Source organism: Candidatus Mycobacterium wuenschmannii (assembly GCF_030252325.1).
Classification (GTDB): domain Bacteria; phylum Actinomycetota; class Actinomycetes; order Mycobacteriales; family Mycobacteriaceae; genus Mycobacterium; species Mycobacterium wuenschmannii.
In genome coordinates, this window is record NZ_CP126981.1 from 4,875,083 (window position 1) to 4,889,497 (window position 14,415).

At 69.2% G+C, this 14,415-nt stretch carries 13 protein-coding genes; 8 read left to right on the forward strand and 5 right to left on the reverse strand.

Annotated features, from left to right (window positions below; all coding sequences use genetic code 11):
- Positions 1-12: 12 nt before the first annotated feature.
- Positions 13-1,272, reverse strand: a complete 1,260-nt coding sequence (gene satS, locus PT015_RS23525) for a protein export chaperone SatS (RefSeq protein WP_285187652.1) — start codon at positions 1,270-1,272, stop codon at positions 13-15.
- A gap of 154 nt (positions 1,273-1,426) precedes the next feature.
- On the opposite strand from satS, the gene PT015_RS23530 reads away from it, so the two are divergent.
- Positions 1,427-2,776 carry a PE-PPE domain-containing protein gene (locus PT015_RS23530; protein ID WP_285187653.1) on the forward strand — a complete coding sequence of 450 codons (1,350 nt, stop codon included), beginning with the start codon at positions 1,427-1,429 and terminating at the stop codon, positions 2,774-2,776.
- Positions 2,777-2,794: 18 nt separating this feature from the next.
- On the forward strand, positions 2,795-3,418 hold the full coding sequence (gene upp / locus PT015_RS23535; protein WP_285187655.1) for a uracil phosphoribosyltransferase: 624 nt from the start codon (positions 2,795-2,797) through the stop codon (positions 3,416-3,418).
- A 3-nt stretch (positions 3,419-3,421) separates the two neighbouring features.
- Here upp and PT015_RS23540 read toward each other — a convergent pair whose 3' ends face one another.
- From PT015_RS23540 to PT015_RS23550, 3 genes are read right to left on the reverse strand one after another with little or no spacing between them, the layout of a single operon-like run.
- Positions 3,422-4,993: a phospho-sugar mutase gene (locus PT015_RS23540; protein WP_285187656.1), complete on the reverse strand. Its 1,572-nt coding sequence runs from the start codon at positions 4,991-4,993 to the stop codon at positions 3,422-3,424.
- Positions 4,993-5,799, reverse strand: coding sequence for a purine-nucleoside phosphorylase (locus PT015_RS23545; RefSeq protein WP_285187657.1), 807 nt, complete (start codon positions 5,797-5,799; stop codon positions 4,993-4,995). The genes PT015_RS23540 and PT015_RS23545 overlap by 1 nt, the downstream gene beginning before the upstream one ends.
- Before the next feature lie 10 nt (positions 5,800-5,809).
- On the reverse strand, positions 5,810-6,241 hold the full coding sequence (locus PT015_RS23550) for a MarR family winged helix-turn-helix transcriptional regulator (RefSeq protein WP_285187658.1): 432 nt from the start codon (positions 6,239-6,241) through the stop codon (positions 5,810-5,812).
- A gap of 51 nt (positions 6,242-6,292) precedes the next feature.
- On the opposite strand from PT015_RS23550, the gene PT015_RS23555 reads away from it, so the two are divergent.
- The 3 genes from PT015_RS23555 to PT015_RS23565 are packed head-to-tail and all read left to right on the forward strand — an operon-like array spanning position 6,293 to position 9,279.
- On the forward strand, positions 6,293-6,913 hold the full coding sequence (locus tag PT015_RS23555; RefSeq protein WP_285187659.1) for a TIGR03086 family metal-binding protein: 621 nt from the start codon (positions 6,293-6,295) through the stop codon (positions 6,911-6,913).
- A gap of 12 nt (positions 6,914-6,925) precedes the next feature.
- Positions 6,926-8,110 carry a M20 family metallopeptidase gene (locus tag PT015_RS23560; protein WP_285187660.1) on the forward strand — a complete coding sequence of 395 codons (1,185 nt, stop codon included), beginning with the start codon at positions 6,926-6,928 and terminating at the stop codon, positions 8,108-8,110.
- A complete protein-coding gene (locus PT015_RS23565; protein ID WP_285187661.1) occupies positions 8,107-9,279 on the forward strand; it encodes an amidohydrolase in 1,173 nt (390 codons plus the stop codon). The genes PT015_RS23560 and PT015_RS23565 overlap by 4 nt, the downstream gene beginning before the upstream one ends.
- 151 nt (positions 9,280-9,430) lie before the next feature.
- On the opposite strand, the gene PT015_RS23570 is transcribed toward PT015_RS23565, so the two are convergent.
- Positions 9,431-9,910, reverse strand: coding sequence for a gamma-glutamylcyclotransferase (locus PT015_RS23570; protein WP_285187662.1), 480 nt, complete (start codon positions 9,908-9,910; stop codon positions 9,431-9,433).
- Between the two features lie 118 nt (positions 9,911-10,028).
- Here PT015_RS23570 and PT015_RS23575 point away from each other — a divergent pair, with 118 nt between their 5' ends.
- The 3 genes from PT015_RS23575 to PT015_RS23585 all read left to right on the forward strand — a co-directional run bounded on the left by PT015_RS23575 (position 10,029) and on the right by PT015_RS23585 (position 14,168).
- Positions 10,029-11,435 (forward strand): NAD(P)H-quinone dehydrogenase, encoded by a 1,407-nt coding sequence (locus PT015_RS23575; RefSeq protein WP_285187663.1) that lies wholly within the window; start codon positions 10,029-10,031, stop codon positions 11,433-11,435.
- A 62-nt stretch (positions 11,436-11,497) separates the two neighbouring features.
- Positions 11,498-13,222: a glycerol-3-phosphate dehydrogenase/oxidase gene (locus tag PT015_RS23580; RefSeq protein ID WP_285187664.1), complete on the forward strand. Its 1,725-nt coding sequence runs from the start codon at positions 11,498-11,500 to the stop codon at positions 13,220-13,222.
- A 16-nt stretch (positions 13,223-13,238) separates the two neighbouring features.
- Complete coding sequence (locus tag PT015_RS23585) at positions 13,239-14,168, forward strand: pseudouridine synthase (protein WP_285187665.1); 930 nt, start codon at positions 13,239-13,241, stop codon at positions 14,166-14,168.
- The last annotated feature ends 247 nt before the right edge of the window (positions 14,169-14,415 follow it).

Here is a 14,415-nt window from a genome sequence, read left to right on the forward strand (position 1 = left end):
TCGCGCCCGGCGTCACTCGCTCCGGAGCCGTGAGTCCACGAAGCGCTCGAGTTCCTCCCACGCCTCGACCGCGTCGAGGTATGGGGACGCGGGCCTGCTTGTGGCCGAGTCGGGTTCGAGGATGTAGGTGATCAGCGTGCCCAGCGGCTGATCGGCGGCCAGCGCTTTCTCGACCGTGGTGTCCTCGGAATACTCGCCGAGGTCGCGGAGGAACTCGACGGCCAGGTCGAGCTGCTCGTGGTCGACCGCGTCGGGTCCGCCGGCGAGGTCGTCGGCCAGCCCGCTCAGCACGTAGACGTTGTCCTCGGTGATGTCGACGTGCAGTGAGCCGTCGGTGGCCGCGGTACGGATGTCGTCGTAGGTGCTCAGGTCGGACAGGTCGTGATCGTGCTCGTCGGCGAGGTAACGGGCCAGGGCGCGCTCCGAGCTGAACACGCTGATTCTTCCGTTGCGGCCCAAGAAGATCGGTCGATCGTCGAAGTAGCACCGCAGCGTGTAGTGGTTGCTGGTGCCGGTCATGATCCGGATCGGGTCGATGCCGACCTTGGCCCAGAAGTCCTCGTCGGCTCCGAGCACCACCGGGTCGCCGGCCGCGCGGGCGGTCTCGTCGACCACGGGCTCGGGTTCGGGCTCGACCGCGGTCTCGGCCTCCGGTTCGGCCACCTCTTCCTCGTACGGCTCGGCCAGTTCCGCCGCCGCCGCTTCGGAAGCCTTGGAGTCGACGTCGGGGATGCTGACGATCGCGTCGACGGCGCTGAGCACGTCGTCCCAGCCGCGTCCGACGACGTCGGCGATCGCGTGCCAGCGCTTGAGTCCGGCCTTGCCGCTGAAGTGGTCGATGCCGCCGCTGAGCGAGCCCAACGTCGGATTGCCGTTGAAGAACTTCAGCACCGCGGGCAGCTCGCACACCGACCCGATCGACGAGACGATCGTCAGCGCGTTGGCCAGCGTCTCGACCGACTCGGCGGTCGGCTTGTCCGACACCAGGTCTTCGACCGCGACGAGGTCGAACTGCTTGTCCTCGGGGGGATCCAGCTTGTGGGCGTTGGCCTCGGTCAGCGCCGGCCATGCCGGGTGGTCGACCAGGTCGTTGTCGGAGTTGGTCCGCACAAACCCGGCCAGATCGGCGGGCGACTCGAAGATGTAGAGGTCTTCGTCCTTGCCCAGGAACGCCTCCCACTCGTCGCCGGAGTCGCGCCAGCGGGGCGCCCACACGGTGTAACGGTCGCCGTCGGTCAGGCTCAAGCGGATAGGCACGAGGTCAGCAGCCATGCGGCACACAATAGCGAGGGCCGCGGCGAACACGCGCTCGGGCGGGTGTCCGCGGCTGGCATTTTAATGAAAAATACCTGTGGATTTGCCGTGCGGCGTTTAAGATTCAGCCACGCAGGGTCGGGGGTGCCGTCCGCGGACAAGGGAGAATCCGATGACGACGGCTGTCCGGACCCGTTCGATGAGCGCTGTAGTGCTGGCCGCGGCGTGCGCCACCGCGATCGGCATGACCCCGGCCGTTCAGTCCGGCCTTCGGACCCTGGCCACCGAGGTCGGCCTGGCCGCCAACCTGGGCTGGATCATGGGCGGCACCGGCAACCCGATCCCGGACTCGAACTACCTCGGCAACGTCGAGACCCTCTATCTCAACGACAGCTATCTGCCCAATGCGGACAGCTACTCCTTCGTCGGACTGACCACACCGGAGCAGTTCTGCCCGATCATCTGCTCGCCCGACCAGCCCTACCTGACCTTTGGCGACTCGGTCGATGTGGGCGTCGGGAACCTGAATACCACCGTCCTCCCGGCTCTGGCCGACAACGAGGTCTCGGTGCTCGGCTACTCGCAGAGCGCGACCGTTGCCACCGTGTGGATGAACCAACTGATCGACAGCAACAACCCGAACCTGGACAACCTGCACGTCACGTTGCTCGGCGATCCCAACAACGTGGTCAGCGGCATCCTCGACCGCTTCCAATTCGCCGACGGCACGCATCTTCCGTTCCTCAACATTCCGCTGGACCTCAGCCCGACGCCGACCGAGGGCATCGACACCGATGTCTTCATCGGCCAGTACGACGGCTGGAACAGCTTCCCGTCCGACCCGAGCAACCTGTACGCGGTGCTGAACGCATTGATCGGCATCCAGACGGTGCACCCGTACTACCCGGATCCCGAGGCGGGCGTGAACCTCGACATCGGCAACGTCATCGACCTCGGCAAGATCGGCGACACCAACTTCTATTCGATTCCCGCGCCCCTGCCGACGTTGGCCTTCATGTACGACGGCGGGCCCGTGGGTCGGTTCTTCTACGACAGCTTCAGCCCGTACGCGACGCTGATGAACAACTGGGCCTACGGCAACCCGGGCGACCCGTTCGTCGGCGTCAACGGCACCGATGCGATCGGACCGTGGCAGGTCGATGCGTACGGCCAGCTGATGGAGTCCGGTGTGGCCGGGTTCTTCTTGAAGATGGACCCGCTGCAGATGCTCGCCGGGATGCAATACGCTGCGGCGCAGACGATTATCGGCCCGACCAACGACATCCTCTCCGCTCTCGGGCAGCCAGACCTGTCCCCGTCCGTCGTCGACTCGCTCATGTCGGGCTACGACTTCACAAACCAGCTCGACACGATGTTTCTCGCCCAGCTCGAGATGCTGTCGGCAACTTTCCCGTCGCTGGCGCCTGACGTGCTCTTCGACGGCTCCCCGCTGATCTCCGCTCAGCCGCTGATCGACCTCGTCGGATACGGGTTCGACATCTTCAACGGGTTCGGCGCCTAGGGGGCTAGGGTCTGACGCGTGGATGTGCGCGTCGTCGATCACCCGTTGGCCGCTATCCGGCTGACCACGCTGCGGGACGCGAACACCGACAGTGCGACGTTTCGCGCCGCGCTGAGCGAGTTGACGCTGATGCTGGTCTACGAGGCGACCCGTGGGCTGGCACGCGAGAACATCAGTGTCCGAACACCATTGGCCGAGACCACCGGCGCGCGGCTGGCCACCCCGCCGCTGCTGGTCGCGGTGCTACGGGCCGGCATGGGCATGGTCGAGTCGGCCCATGTGCTGCTGCCGGAAGCGTCGGTCGGATTCGTCGGTGTGGCTCGCGACGAGGAGACCGCCCTTCCCACAGAGTATTTGGAGTCGCTGCCGGGCGATCTGGCCGGCCGGCCGGTGATCGTGCTGGACCCGATGCTGGCCACCGGCGGCTCGATGGCCCACACCGTTGCGCTGCTGCAGCGTCGCGGCGCCGACGACATCACCGTGTTGTGCGTGGTCGCGGCGCCGGAAGGTGTTGCGGCGCTGGAGAACGCGGCACCGACCGCGCGGCTGTTCACCGCGGCCGTCGACCGGGGTCTCGACGCCGACGCGTACATCGTGCCTGGGCTCGGTGATGCCGGCGACCGGCAATTCGGACCCCGCTGAGGATCACCAGTCGCGGACGGCGGCGTTCAGCTCGTCGCGCAGCGCGGTGGCGCGACGGCGCTCGCCCGAGCAGGCTTCCAGGTAGAACTTGACCTTCGGCTCGGTCCCGGACGGCCGCACTACCACCCGGGCCGTTGCGGCGTCGTCGCCGCCGGTGAAGAGCAGCGCATCGGTCCGCGGCACTAGATCCTCTGTCGTGCAGTCGAATCCGGCGATTCGAGCGGGCGGGTCGGATCGCAGGCGGCGCATCAGCGCGGCGGCTTCGTCGGCGTTGGCGACCGGACGTGATACCGCGCCGCCGAGGTGGTACCCGAAGCGGCGGCCCAGGTCATCGAGCGCATCGAGCACCGGGCGGCCAGCCTCCTTGCGCGTCGCGACCAGGTCGCAGGCCAGCACCGCGGCGCTGATCCCGTCCTTGTCCCGGACCGCCTCGGGGTCGACGCAATGTCCGATGGCCTCCTCGTACGCATACGCCAGCGTGCTGCCGGGCTGGTCGGCGTCGGCGCGGGCCAGCCATTTGAAACCGGTCAGCGTCTCCACGTGCCGCGCCCCGTACCGCGCGGCGATCGCCGCCAGCATGCGCGACGACACCACCGTGCTGGCCACCACGGCGTGCGCGGTGTCGAGCTGCGACAAGATGTAATCGCCGAGGAGCCAACCGGTTTCGTCACCGGACAGCATTCGCCAACCGGCCGGGGTCGGGATGCCGACTGCGCATCGGTCCGCGTCGGGGTCGAGCGCGATCGCCACGTCGGCGCCGATCTCGGCGGCCAGTGTCAGCAGCGCGTCGGTGGCGCCCGGTTCCTCGGGGTTGGGAAACGCGACGGTGGGAAAGTCCGGGTCGGGTGCGAACTGGGCGGCGACCGTGTGCACGTCGTCGAAGCCCGCGCGCCGCAGCGTCTCGACGGCCACCTGCCCGCCGACGCCGTGCAGGGGTGTCAGCGCCACGCGGATCGCGCCCGCGGTGCCGCGCCGGACTCGCGCGGCGCGCTCGATGTAGCGCTCCAGCAGGCCCGCGTCGGTGGGGCTGACGGGGGTGCGGGCGATCTGGTCGGCGAACGGCGCTGCGGCGATGGTGGTTTCGATGTCCCGGTCGACGGGAGGGACGATCTGGATGCCGCCGTCGAGGTAGACCTTGTAACCGTTGTCGGCGGGCGGATTGTGCGAGGCGGTGATCTGAATTCCGGCTGCGGCGTTCGTTTCCCGGACCGCGAACGCCAGCACCGGTGTCGGCGCCGGATGGGGCAGAAGTGTCACCGAAAAACCCTGGGCGGCAAACACTTCGGCGGTTGCGGTGGCGAATGTCGCGGACCCGTGCCGGGCGTCGCGACCGACGATCACCGTCGACCCGCCCGCGCCCCGCTCGGTGAGCACCCGCGCCACCGCCCAGCTGGCCCGCAGCACCACCGCGAGGTTCATCGCGTCCGGGCCGCCACGGATCGGGCCGCGTAGGCCCGCGGTGCCGAAGGACAGCGGGCGGGCGAATCGCGCGGCCAGCTCGTCCGCGTCGCAGTCGGCGAGCTCGGCCGCCGTCACCGGGTCGGGATCGTGAGCGATCCACTCGGTGGGGTGCACTACAGGCGCGCGACCACGTCGGCGAGTAGCGCGCCCAGCCGCGCCGCCGATGCGGCGCCGGTCTCCAGCACCTCGACATGGCTGAGTGGCCCGCCGGTGATTCCGGCGGCCATGTTGGTGACCAGCGATATGCCGAGCACCTCGGCGCCGGCGGCGCGCGCCGCGATCGTCTCGTGCACGGTTGACATGCCGACCAGGTCGGCGCCCAGCGTGCGCAGCATCCGGATCTCGGCGGGCGTCTCGAAGTGCGGGCCGGGCAGGCCGGCGTACACGCCCTCGGCCAGGTTCGGGTCGACCGTCCGGGCGATCGTGCGCAGCCGCGGGGAGTACGCGTCGACCATGTCGACGAACTGCGCTCCGACCAGTGGCGACCGCGCGGTCAGGTTGAGGTGGTCGCTGATCAGCACCGGCTGGCCCACCGCGAAATCCGGGCGCACGGCGCCGGCGGCGTTGGTCAGCACGACGACGCGTGCGCCCGCCGCGCAGGCGGTGCGCACCGGATGGACCACGTGCTGCAGGTCGTGGCCCTCGTAGGCGTGCACGCGACCGGCCAACACCAACACGCGGTGCACGCCGATCGACACCGACAGCACCTGGCCGGTGTGGCCCTCGGCCGAGGGCGGGGTGAATCCCGGCACCTCGGCCATCGGCACGGTCGCGATCGGCCGACCCAGGGCGGACACCGCGGGTGCCCAGCCGGATCCCAACACGATCGCGACGCTGTGGTCGGTAAACCCGATGTGGTCGGCGATGAACTGTGCCGCGGTGCTCGCGAGCGCGTCAGGGCCGAGCCGAACGTCATACACAGAGGGCAGCCTAATCGGCGACGCGTTCGCTGAGTTGGTTCAGCACGCGCAAGAAGACGTTGCGCTCGTCGGCGGAGAGCTGCCCGAGCCAGTGCTCCTCGCCGCGCTGGATGTCCGCCTGCACCGCGTCCTTGACGGCGCGGCCCGCTTCGGTGATGGCGAGTAACCGGGCGCGACGGTCGTCGGGATCGGGCGCTCGTTCGATGTGTCCGTGCCGCTGCAGCTCGTCGAGTGTGGGGATGATGCGGGTCTTGTCGGCGCCGATCGCCTTCGCGAGCGCCGCCTGGGTGCGAATCGGGGAGCGGTCCAACGCGGTGAGCACGACGTAGCCCCACATCGACAATCCGTGCGACTCCAGCACGGGCAGCTCGGCCGCCACGGCCTGGCGGCCCAGTTCCGCCAGCATCTCCGCGAGGTCCCGACGAGATGCCCTGCGCGCCATCCGGTGATGATAGAGCTGGACATATCGTATGCGCGTACATACGATAAGCAAATGCATACGAACGAAGACCTCCGCCCGTTGCACCACGTTGTCGTGCAGACGTCCGTGGACGTCGTCTCGGAAGTCACCGCTGAGGACCTGGCCCGGCCCACCCCCTGCACCGGCTGGGATCTCGCCGAGCTACTCGCACACATGACCGTCCAGCACCTCGGCTTTGCCGCCGCGGCCCGCGGCAACGGGGCGCAGGTTGGGTTGTGGGATCCCGAGACCGTCAGGGCGCAGGTGCTGGCCGATCCCGCGGGTGCCTACGCCGCGGCCGCCGCCGACGTTCTCGACGCCTTCGCCGGCGACGTGCTCGAGGCGCCGTTCCGGCTGCCGGAGTTAGCGCCGGACGCGCCCTTCCCGGGCGCGATGGCGATCGGCTTTCACTACATCGACTACGTCGTGCACGGCTGGGACGTGGCCCGCAGCCTGCGGCGTGGCTACGAATTGCCGGCCGACGTGCTGGCTGCCGCGTTGCCGTTGGCGCTCTTCGTTCCGGACGGCGACTTTCGCGCCGTCGCGAACGCGCCGTTCGGCCCGGCGGTAGCGGCGTCTGATTCGGGGAGTGACCTCGACCGCATCGTCGCCCATCTGGGTCGCGCCCCGCGGTGGGAGCCCGACCGGCGGTGAGATACTGCGACGATGGCTTCCACCCCGGCGCTGGATCGCGTCGACGACACGGTGCGGCGTCGCGGCACCGACCTCGTCGAGCTGTCGCATGCGATTCACGCCGAGCCGGAGTTGGCGTTCGCCGAGCATCGCAGTTGCGCCAAGGCTCAAACACTGGTCGCTGAGCGCGGTTTCGACGTCACCGCCGCTGCGGGGGGACTGGACACCGCTTTTCGCGCCGACTTCGGTAGCGGCCCGCTGACCGTCGGCATCTGCGCCGAATACGATGCGCTGCCCGAGATCGGGCACGCCTGCGGACACAACATCATTGCGGCCTCGGCGGTCGGGGCGGCGCTGGCGCTGGCCGACGTCGCCGACGAACTGGGGCTGCGGGTGTCGCTGCTGGGCACGCCGGCCGAGGAGTTCGGCGGCGGAAAAGTGTTGCTGCTCAACGCCGGTGTGTTCGACGACGTGGCCGTGTCGGTGATGGTGCATCCCGGCCCGGTGGACATCGCCGCCGCTCGCTCGCTGACCTTGTCCGCGGTGCGAGTTATCTACCGCGGCAAGGAATCCCACGCTTCAGCCGCGCCGTTCCTGGGAATCAACGCCGCCGACGCGGTCACCGTCGCACAGGTCGCGATCGGATTGCTGCGCCAGCAACTGGCGCCGGGGCAGCAGGTGCACGGCATCGTCACGCAGGGCGGGCAGGTGGCGAACGTCATTCCAGGGCGGACCGAATTGCAGTACACCTTGCGGGCCACCGACGCGACATCGCTGGCCGACCTGGAAACCAAAGTGAACAACTGCTTTCTGGCCGGCGCGGTGGCCACCGGCTGCGACTACGCGGTGGAACAAACCGAGCCGATCTACGACGCGCTCAAGCCCGATCCGTGGCTGGCCGACACCGTTCGCGCGGAAATGACGCGGCTGGGCCGCGCCCCCGTCGACGCCGCGCTGGAAGCGGCCCTGCCGCTGGGCAGCACCGACATGGGCAACGTGACCCAGTTGCTGCCGGGCATCCACCCGATGGTCGCGGTCGATGCCGGTGGCGCGTCTTTGCATCAGCCTGATTTCGCCGCGGCGGCCGCGAGTCCCAGCGCCGACAAGGCGGTGCTCGACGGCGCGATGATGTTGGCGCGCACAGTGGTTCACCTCGCCGAGTGCGGCGAGCAACGCGACCGGGTGCTGGCCGCGCATGCCCAGCGGGTGGCCTCATGAGCCTGTCGGATCTCGCTACCACCTGGCTGGCCGGCCACCACGACGACCTGGTCGGCTGGCGGCGGCACATCCACCGCTACCCGGAGTTGGGGCGCCAGGAATTCGCCACCACGCAGTTCGTCGCCGAGCGGTTGGCCGAGGCCGGCCTCAACCCCAAGGTACTGCCCGGCGGCACGGGGCTGACCTGCGACCTCGGCCCGGATGGCGACGCGCGGGTCGCGCTGCGGGCCGACATGGACGCGTTGCCGATGGCCGAACGCACGGCGCTCCCGTTCACCTCGACGATGCCCAACGCCGCGCATGCCTGCGGCCACGACGGGCACACCGCGATCCTGCTGGGCACGGCGTTGGCCCTGGCCCAATCGCCGGAACTGCCGATCGGGATCCGGTTGATCTTCCAGCCCGCCGAGGAGTTGATGCCCGGCGGCGCGATCGACACCATCGCCGCGGGTGCGATGTCCGGCGTCGGCCGCATCTTCGCGCTGCACTGCGACCCCCGCCTGGAGGTCGGCAAGATCGCCGTGAAGCCGGGGCCGATCACGTCGGCGGCCGACATGATCCACATCAGCCTCTCGTCACCGGGTGGGCACACGTCGCGGCCACACCTGACCGGCGATCTGGTCTACGCACTGGGCACGCTGATCACCGGGCTGCCCGGGGTGCTGTCCCGCCGGACCGATCCCCGCAACAGCACGATCATGGTGTGGGGCGCGGTCAACGCGGGCGTCGCGGCCAACGCGATCCCACAGACCGGGACGCTCGACGGCACGGTCCGCACCGCCAGCCGCGAGGCCTGGCTGGGCATGGAGGCCATCGTCCGCGAGACCGTGACGTCGCTGCTGGACCCGCTACACGTCGAGCACCACCTGCGGTACAACCGCGGCGTGCCGCCGGTGGTCAACGAAGAGGTCTCGACGCGCATCCTCACCCACGCCATCGAGGCGATCAGCCCGGAAGCCCTGGCCGACACCAAACAGTCCGGCGGCGGCGAGGACTTCTCCTGGTACCTGGAGGAGGTGCCCGGCGCGATGGCCCGCCTCGGGGTGTGGCCGGGCCACGGTCCTCAGTTGGACCTGCACCAACCGACGTTCGACCTCGATGAGCGAGCGCTGGGGATCGGGGTGCGACTGATGGTCAACATCGTCGAGCAGTCCGCGGCCCTGGGCTAGCGCTTTCACTCCCGTCACAGCGCGGTCGGCATGACCGCTGTGCCCGCCTCGTAGCGAATTTCACCGTCGGCGCTCCGGATTTTCGCTCGAAGGCGGGCACATCGAGTGCCCCGACCGGCGGGGGACTGGTGGGGCGGGTGGGACTACGGCGCTATTCGCCGTGACCCGGGCCGACGTTGCGGGCCGGTCCGGTCCGGATCTTGTGCACGTAATCGCTTGGCGCGCCCGCGATTTCGGCGGCGTCGGCCATGACGCCGATGTAGCGCGCCGAGGGCAGTCCGCCCTCCCAGGCGTCCACCACGTAAAGCCAGGCCAGCACCGGGTCGGTGTCGGTGTCGGATGCGACGCGCTCGACCCGGCAGCGGATCTTCTTGTGCACGCCGAGTTCGGAGCCTTCCCAGCGGTCGAGGTTGCTCTCGTCGGCCGAGGTCATGTCGTAGAGCACGACGAACACCTTCGACGTCGGGTCCTCGACGACGGTGGCCAGCGCGCCTTCCCAGCCGATGTCCTCGCCGCCAAAAGTCAGCCGCCAGCCGTGTAACCAGCCGGTTCCGGCCATCGGCGAATGGGGTGCACGCTGCTGCATCTGTTCCGGATGCATGTTCGAGCCATAGGCGGCGTAGAGCGGCACGGGGAAATCTTAAACGGCGTCCGCAGACGCGGCGCATATCCGCAACGTTCCTCGGCTGATGGCCCGGCTTCTCCTCAGCCGCTGAGCGGCTGCATCGTCGCCGGGCTAGGTTGTTGACGTGGCGACCCGCATCGTGATCATCGGTGGAGGACCGGCCGGCTACGAGGCGGCGCTCATCGCGGCAGCGCGCAGCGCCAGCGTCACGGTCATCGACTCCGAGGGCATCGGCGGTGCCGCCGTGCTGTTCGACGTGGTCCCATCGAAAGCGTTCATCGCCTCGACCGGCGTGCGCACCGAATTGCGACGCGGGCCGCACCTGGGCTTCAGCGTCGACATCGAAGCCGCGAAGATCTCCCTGCCGGAGATCCATCAGCGCGTCAAGCGGCTCGCCGCCGAGCAGTCCGCTGACGTCAAGGCGCAACTGCTCGGCGCCGGCGTCGACGTCGTCGAGGGCAAGGGTGAACTGGTCGACACGGCACCGGGCCTGGCCGCACACCGTGTCCAGGCCACCGCGCCGGACGGCAGCACCACCATCTACGACGCCGACGTCGTGCTGATCGCCACCGGCGCCAGCCCCCGCGAGTTGCCGACCGCTCGCACCGACGGCGAACGCATCCTGAACTGGCGGCAGCTCTACGACCTCGACGCGCTGCCGGAGCACCTGATCGTGGTCGGCTCCGGCGTCACCGGCGCCGAATTCGTGCACGCCTACACGGAATTGGGCGTCGACGTGACGGTGGTCGCCAGCCGCGACCAGATCCTGCCCTACGAGGACGCCGACGCCGCCGAGGTGCTGGAACGGATCTTCGCCGAACGCGGCGTGCAGCTCGTCAAGAACGCCCGCGCCGACTCGGTGACCCGCACCGACAACGGCGTCCTGGTCACACTGCAGGACGGCCGGACCGTCGAGGGCAGCCACGCGCTGATGACGATCGGGTCGGTGCCCAACACCGGCGGCCTCGGCCTGGACCGGGTCGGCATCGAACTCGGGCCCGGCAACTACCTGACCGTCGACCGGGTGTCCCGCACGCCGGTGACCAACATCTACGCCGCCGGCGACTGCACCGGGCTGCTGCCGCTGGCCTCGGTCGCCGCGATGCAGGGCCGCATCGCGATGTGGCACGCGCTCGGTGAGGCCGTCACCCCGATCCGGCTGCGTACCGTCGCCGCCGCCGTGTTCACCCGGCCCGAACTGGCCGCCGTCGGCGTCCCGCAATCGGCCATCGACGACGGGACGGTCCAGGCCCGCACGATCATGCTGCCGCTGCGCACCAACGCCCGGGCCAAGATGTCCGGCCTGCGGCACGGCTTCGTGAAGCTGTTCTGCCGTCCGGCCACCGGCGTGGTGATCGGCGGGGTAGTGGTGGCGCCGATCGCCTCCGAGCTGATCCTGCCGATCGCGATGGCCGTACAGACCCGGCTGACCGTCAACCATCTGGCGCAGACGCTGAGCGTCTACCCCTCGCTGTCCGGATCGATCACCGAGGCGGCGCGCAGGCTGATGGCGCACGATGACCTGGATTAATACCGACCCGGTAGCCTTGGACCAGCGACCTACTGGCGAGTAACCGACAGGAGACCTGTGCCGTGAGCGATCCGGCTTCGTTTCTCGGACCCGAACAGCGCGCCGCGGCCTGGAACCGCCTCGGCAGCGAGCAGTTCGACGTGGTGGTCATCGGCGGCGGAGTGGTCGGGTCGGGAGCTGCGCTCGACGCCGCCACTCGCGGCCTCAAGGTCGCGCTGGTCGAGGCTCGCGACTTCGCCTCCGGCACGTCGAGTCGCTCGTCGAAGATGTTCCACGGCGGACTGCGCTACCTCGAGCAGCTGGAATTCGGACTGGTCCGCGAGGCGCTCTTCGAGCGCGAGCTCTCGCTCACCACGCTCGCGCCACACCTGGTCAAGCCGCTCCCGTTTCTCTACCCGTTGACCAACCGGTGGTGGGAACGCCCCTACGTGGCGTCCGGCATCATGCTCTACGACCAACTCGGCGGCGCGAAATCCGTTCCCGCGCAGAAGCATTTGACGCGGGCCGGTGCCCTGCGGCTGTCGCCGGGGCTGAAGCGCAGCGCGCTGATCGGTGGAATCCGCTACTACGACACCGTCGTCGACGACGCCCGGCACACGTTGACGGTGGTACGTACCGCCGCCCACTACGGCGCCGTGGTGCGGTCGTCGACACAGGTGGTGTCGCTACTGCGCGAGGGTGACCGGGTCACCGGCGTGCGGGTGCGCGATTCCGAGGACGGCGCCGTCACAGACGTGCACGGCCACGTCGTGGTGAACGCGACCGGGGTGTGGACCGACGAGATTCAGGCATTGTCCAAGCAGCGCGGGCGTTTTCGGGTGCGCGCCTCCAAAGGCGTGCACATCGTGGTGCCACGGGACCGGATCGTCAGCGATGTGGCGATCATCCTGCGGACCGAGAAGTCGGTGATGTTCGTGATCCCCTGGGGCAACCACTGGATCATCGGCACCACCGACACCGACTGGAATCTCGACCTCGCGCACCCGGCCGCCACCAAGGCCGACATCGACTACATCCTGGGCACCGTCAACACCGTGCTCGCTACTCCGTTGAGCCACAACGACATCGACGGCGTCTACGCCGGGCTGCGGCCACTGCTGGCCGGGGAGAGCGACGAGACGTCCAAGCTGTCCCGCGAGCACGCGGTCGCGGTGCCCGCCCCGGGTCTGGTCGCGATCGCCGGCGGCAAGTACACCACCTACCGGGTGATGGGTGAGGACGCGATTGATGCTGCGGCGCAATACGTTCCGGCCAGGGTGGCGCCGTCGATCACCGAGAAGGTGCCGCTGCTGGGCGCCGACGGGTACTTCGCGCTGATCAACCAGACCGAACACGTCGGCGCCGAGGAAGGCCTGCACCCGTATCGGGTCCGCCACCTGCTGGACCGCTACGGGTCGTTGATGAACGAGGTGCTGGCGATGGCGGGCGAGCGCCGCGACCTGCTCAACCCGATCGCCGCCGCGCCGGGCTACCTGCGCGTCGAGGCGGCCTACGCCGCCGCCGCCGAGGGGGCGCTGCACCTCGAGGACATCCTGGCGCGACGGACCCGCATCGCCATCGAGTACTCGCATCGGGGCGTCGACTGCGCCCGCGAGGTGGCCGACATCGTCGCGCCCATCCTGGGCTGGTCGGCGGCCGACGTGGACCGCGAGGTGGAGACCTACGTCGCCCGCGTCGAGGCCGAGGTGCTCTCGCAGGCCCAGCCCGACGACGCCTCCGCCGACGCGCTGCGCGCCAGCGCACCCGAGGCGCGCGCCGAAATCCTCGAGCCGGTGCCACTGACCTAGCGGATAACCTGGGCCCATGCGCCGCCCCGCCCCACTGCCGGTGCGCGACGGGCTGGGGCCCGCGCGGGTGCTGGTGCGCGGCGGATCCGTGATCGACGAGCTACACGACCGGTTCGGCGACCGCGCGCGGGCGAGAGTGGTGGCGGGCGAGGTGGTGTGCGCCGACGGCTCGGTTGTCGACGAGACGACGGAACTGCCCGCCGGTGCGGCCGTCTACCTCTACCGCGATCTGCGCGACGAGGTTACGGTGCCGTTCGACATTCCGGTGCTCCATCGCGACGACGACATCGTGGTCGCCGACAAGCCGCACTTTCTGGCCACCATGCCCCGCGGCCGACACGTCGCGGAGACGGCGCTGGTGCGACTGCGGCGCCAACTCGGACTCGACGAGTTGAGCCCGGCCCACCGACTCGACCGGCTGACCGCCGGGGTGCTGTTGTTCACCGCCCGCCGCGAAGTCCGCGGCGCGTATCAAACCATGTTCGCCCGCGGCGAGGTGCGCAAGACGTACCTGGCCCGAGCCGCGGTCGATCCGGGTGTCACGCTGCCGCGGCTACTACGCAGTCGAATCATCAAGCGGCGCAGCGTCTTCCAGGCCTTTGAAGAAGACGGTGAGGTCAATGCCGAAACTCTGGTGGAGCTGGTGTCCGCCGACGGACTGTACCGCCTGACGCCGCGGACCGGGCGGACACACCAGCTGCGCGTGCACATGGCGTCACTGGGCCTTCCCATTCATGGAGACCCGTTGTATCCCAGGGTGATTGACGTCGCCGCCGATGATTTCTCGACACCGCTGCAATTGCTGGCGCAGCGCATCGAATTCGAAGATCCGCTCAGCGGCGCGCGCCGCGAATTCGTCAGTCGCCGACGGTTGTCAGCAGCGTTCCATGCCGGGGCTGAGCAGCGGCAGGTCATGGCCGATGACGATGTGGCCGGGCCGGGCTGACACGGTGGGTGCGGGGGTCCCCCGCACCGACGAAGCGGCCGAGGTCACCGCGCTGAGCACCTGTCGCGCCCAGTCGGAGAGGCCGGTAGCGGCGGTCAGCTCAGCGAATCGTGCGCTGACAAAGTCTTGAAGTGTTACCACGAGGTCCGTCCTTTGCTAAGTGGCGGGCAATTCATCAACGTTTGGGGAGCCGTCTTTGGCTCAAAAGGGCCGACTTTTGTGATCAATCCCATGTCATATGGGTCGT

What these genes read in the sequence shown, in the direction of transcription:
- satS (WP_285187652.1), bottom strand. Translation starts at nt 1,272, where the DNA reads ATGGCTGCTGACCTCGTGCCTATCCGCTTGAGCCTGACCGACGGCGAC.
- PT015_RS23530 (WP_285187653.1), top strand. Translation starts at nt 1,427, where the DNA reads ATGACGACGGCTGTCCGGACCCGTTCGATGAGCGCTGTAGTGCTGGCC.
- PT015_RS23550 (WP_285187658.1), bottom strand. Translation starts at nt 6,241, where the DNA reads ATGGCGCGCAGGGCATCTCGTCGGGACCTCGCGGAGATGCTGGCGGAA.
- PT015_RS23555 (WP_285187659.1), top strand. Translation starts at nt 6,293, where the DNA reads ATGCATACGAACGAAGACCTCCGCCCGTTGCACCACGTTGTCGTGCAG.
- PT015_RS23560 (WP_285187660.1), top strand. Translation starts at nt 6,926, where the DNA reads ATGGCTTCCACCCCGGCGCTGGATCGCGTCGACGACACGGTGCGGCGT.
- PT015_RS23565 (WP_285187661.1), top strand. Translation starts at nt 8,107, where the DNA reads ATGAGCCTGTCGGATCTCGCTACCACCTGGCTGGCCGGCCACCACGAC.
- PT015_RS23585 (WP_285187665.1), top strand. Translation starts at nt 13,239, where the DNA reads ATGCGCCGCCCCGCCCCACTGCCGGTGCGCGACGGGCTGGGGCCCGCG.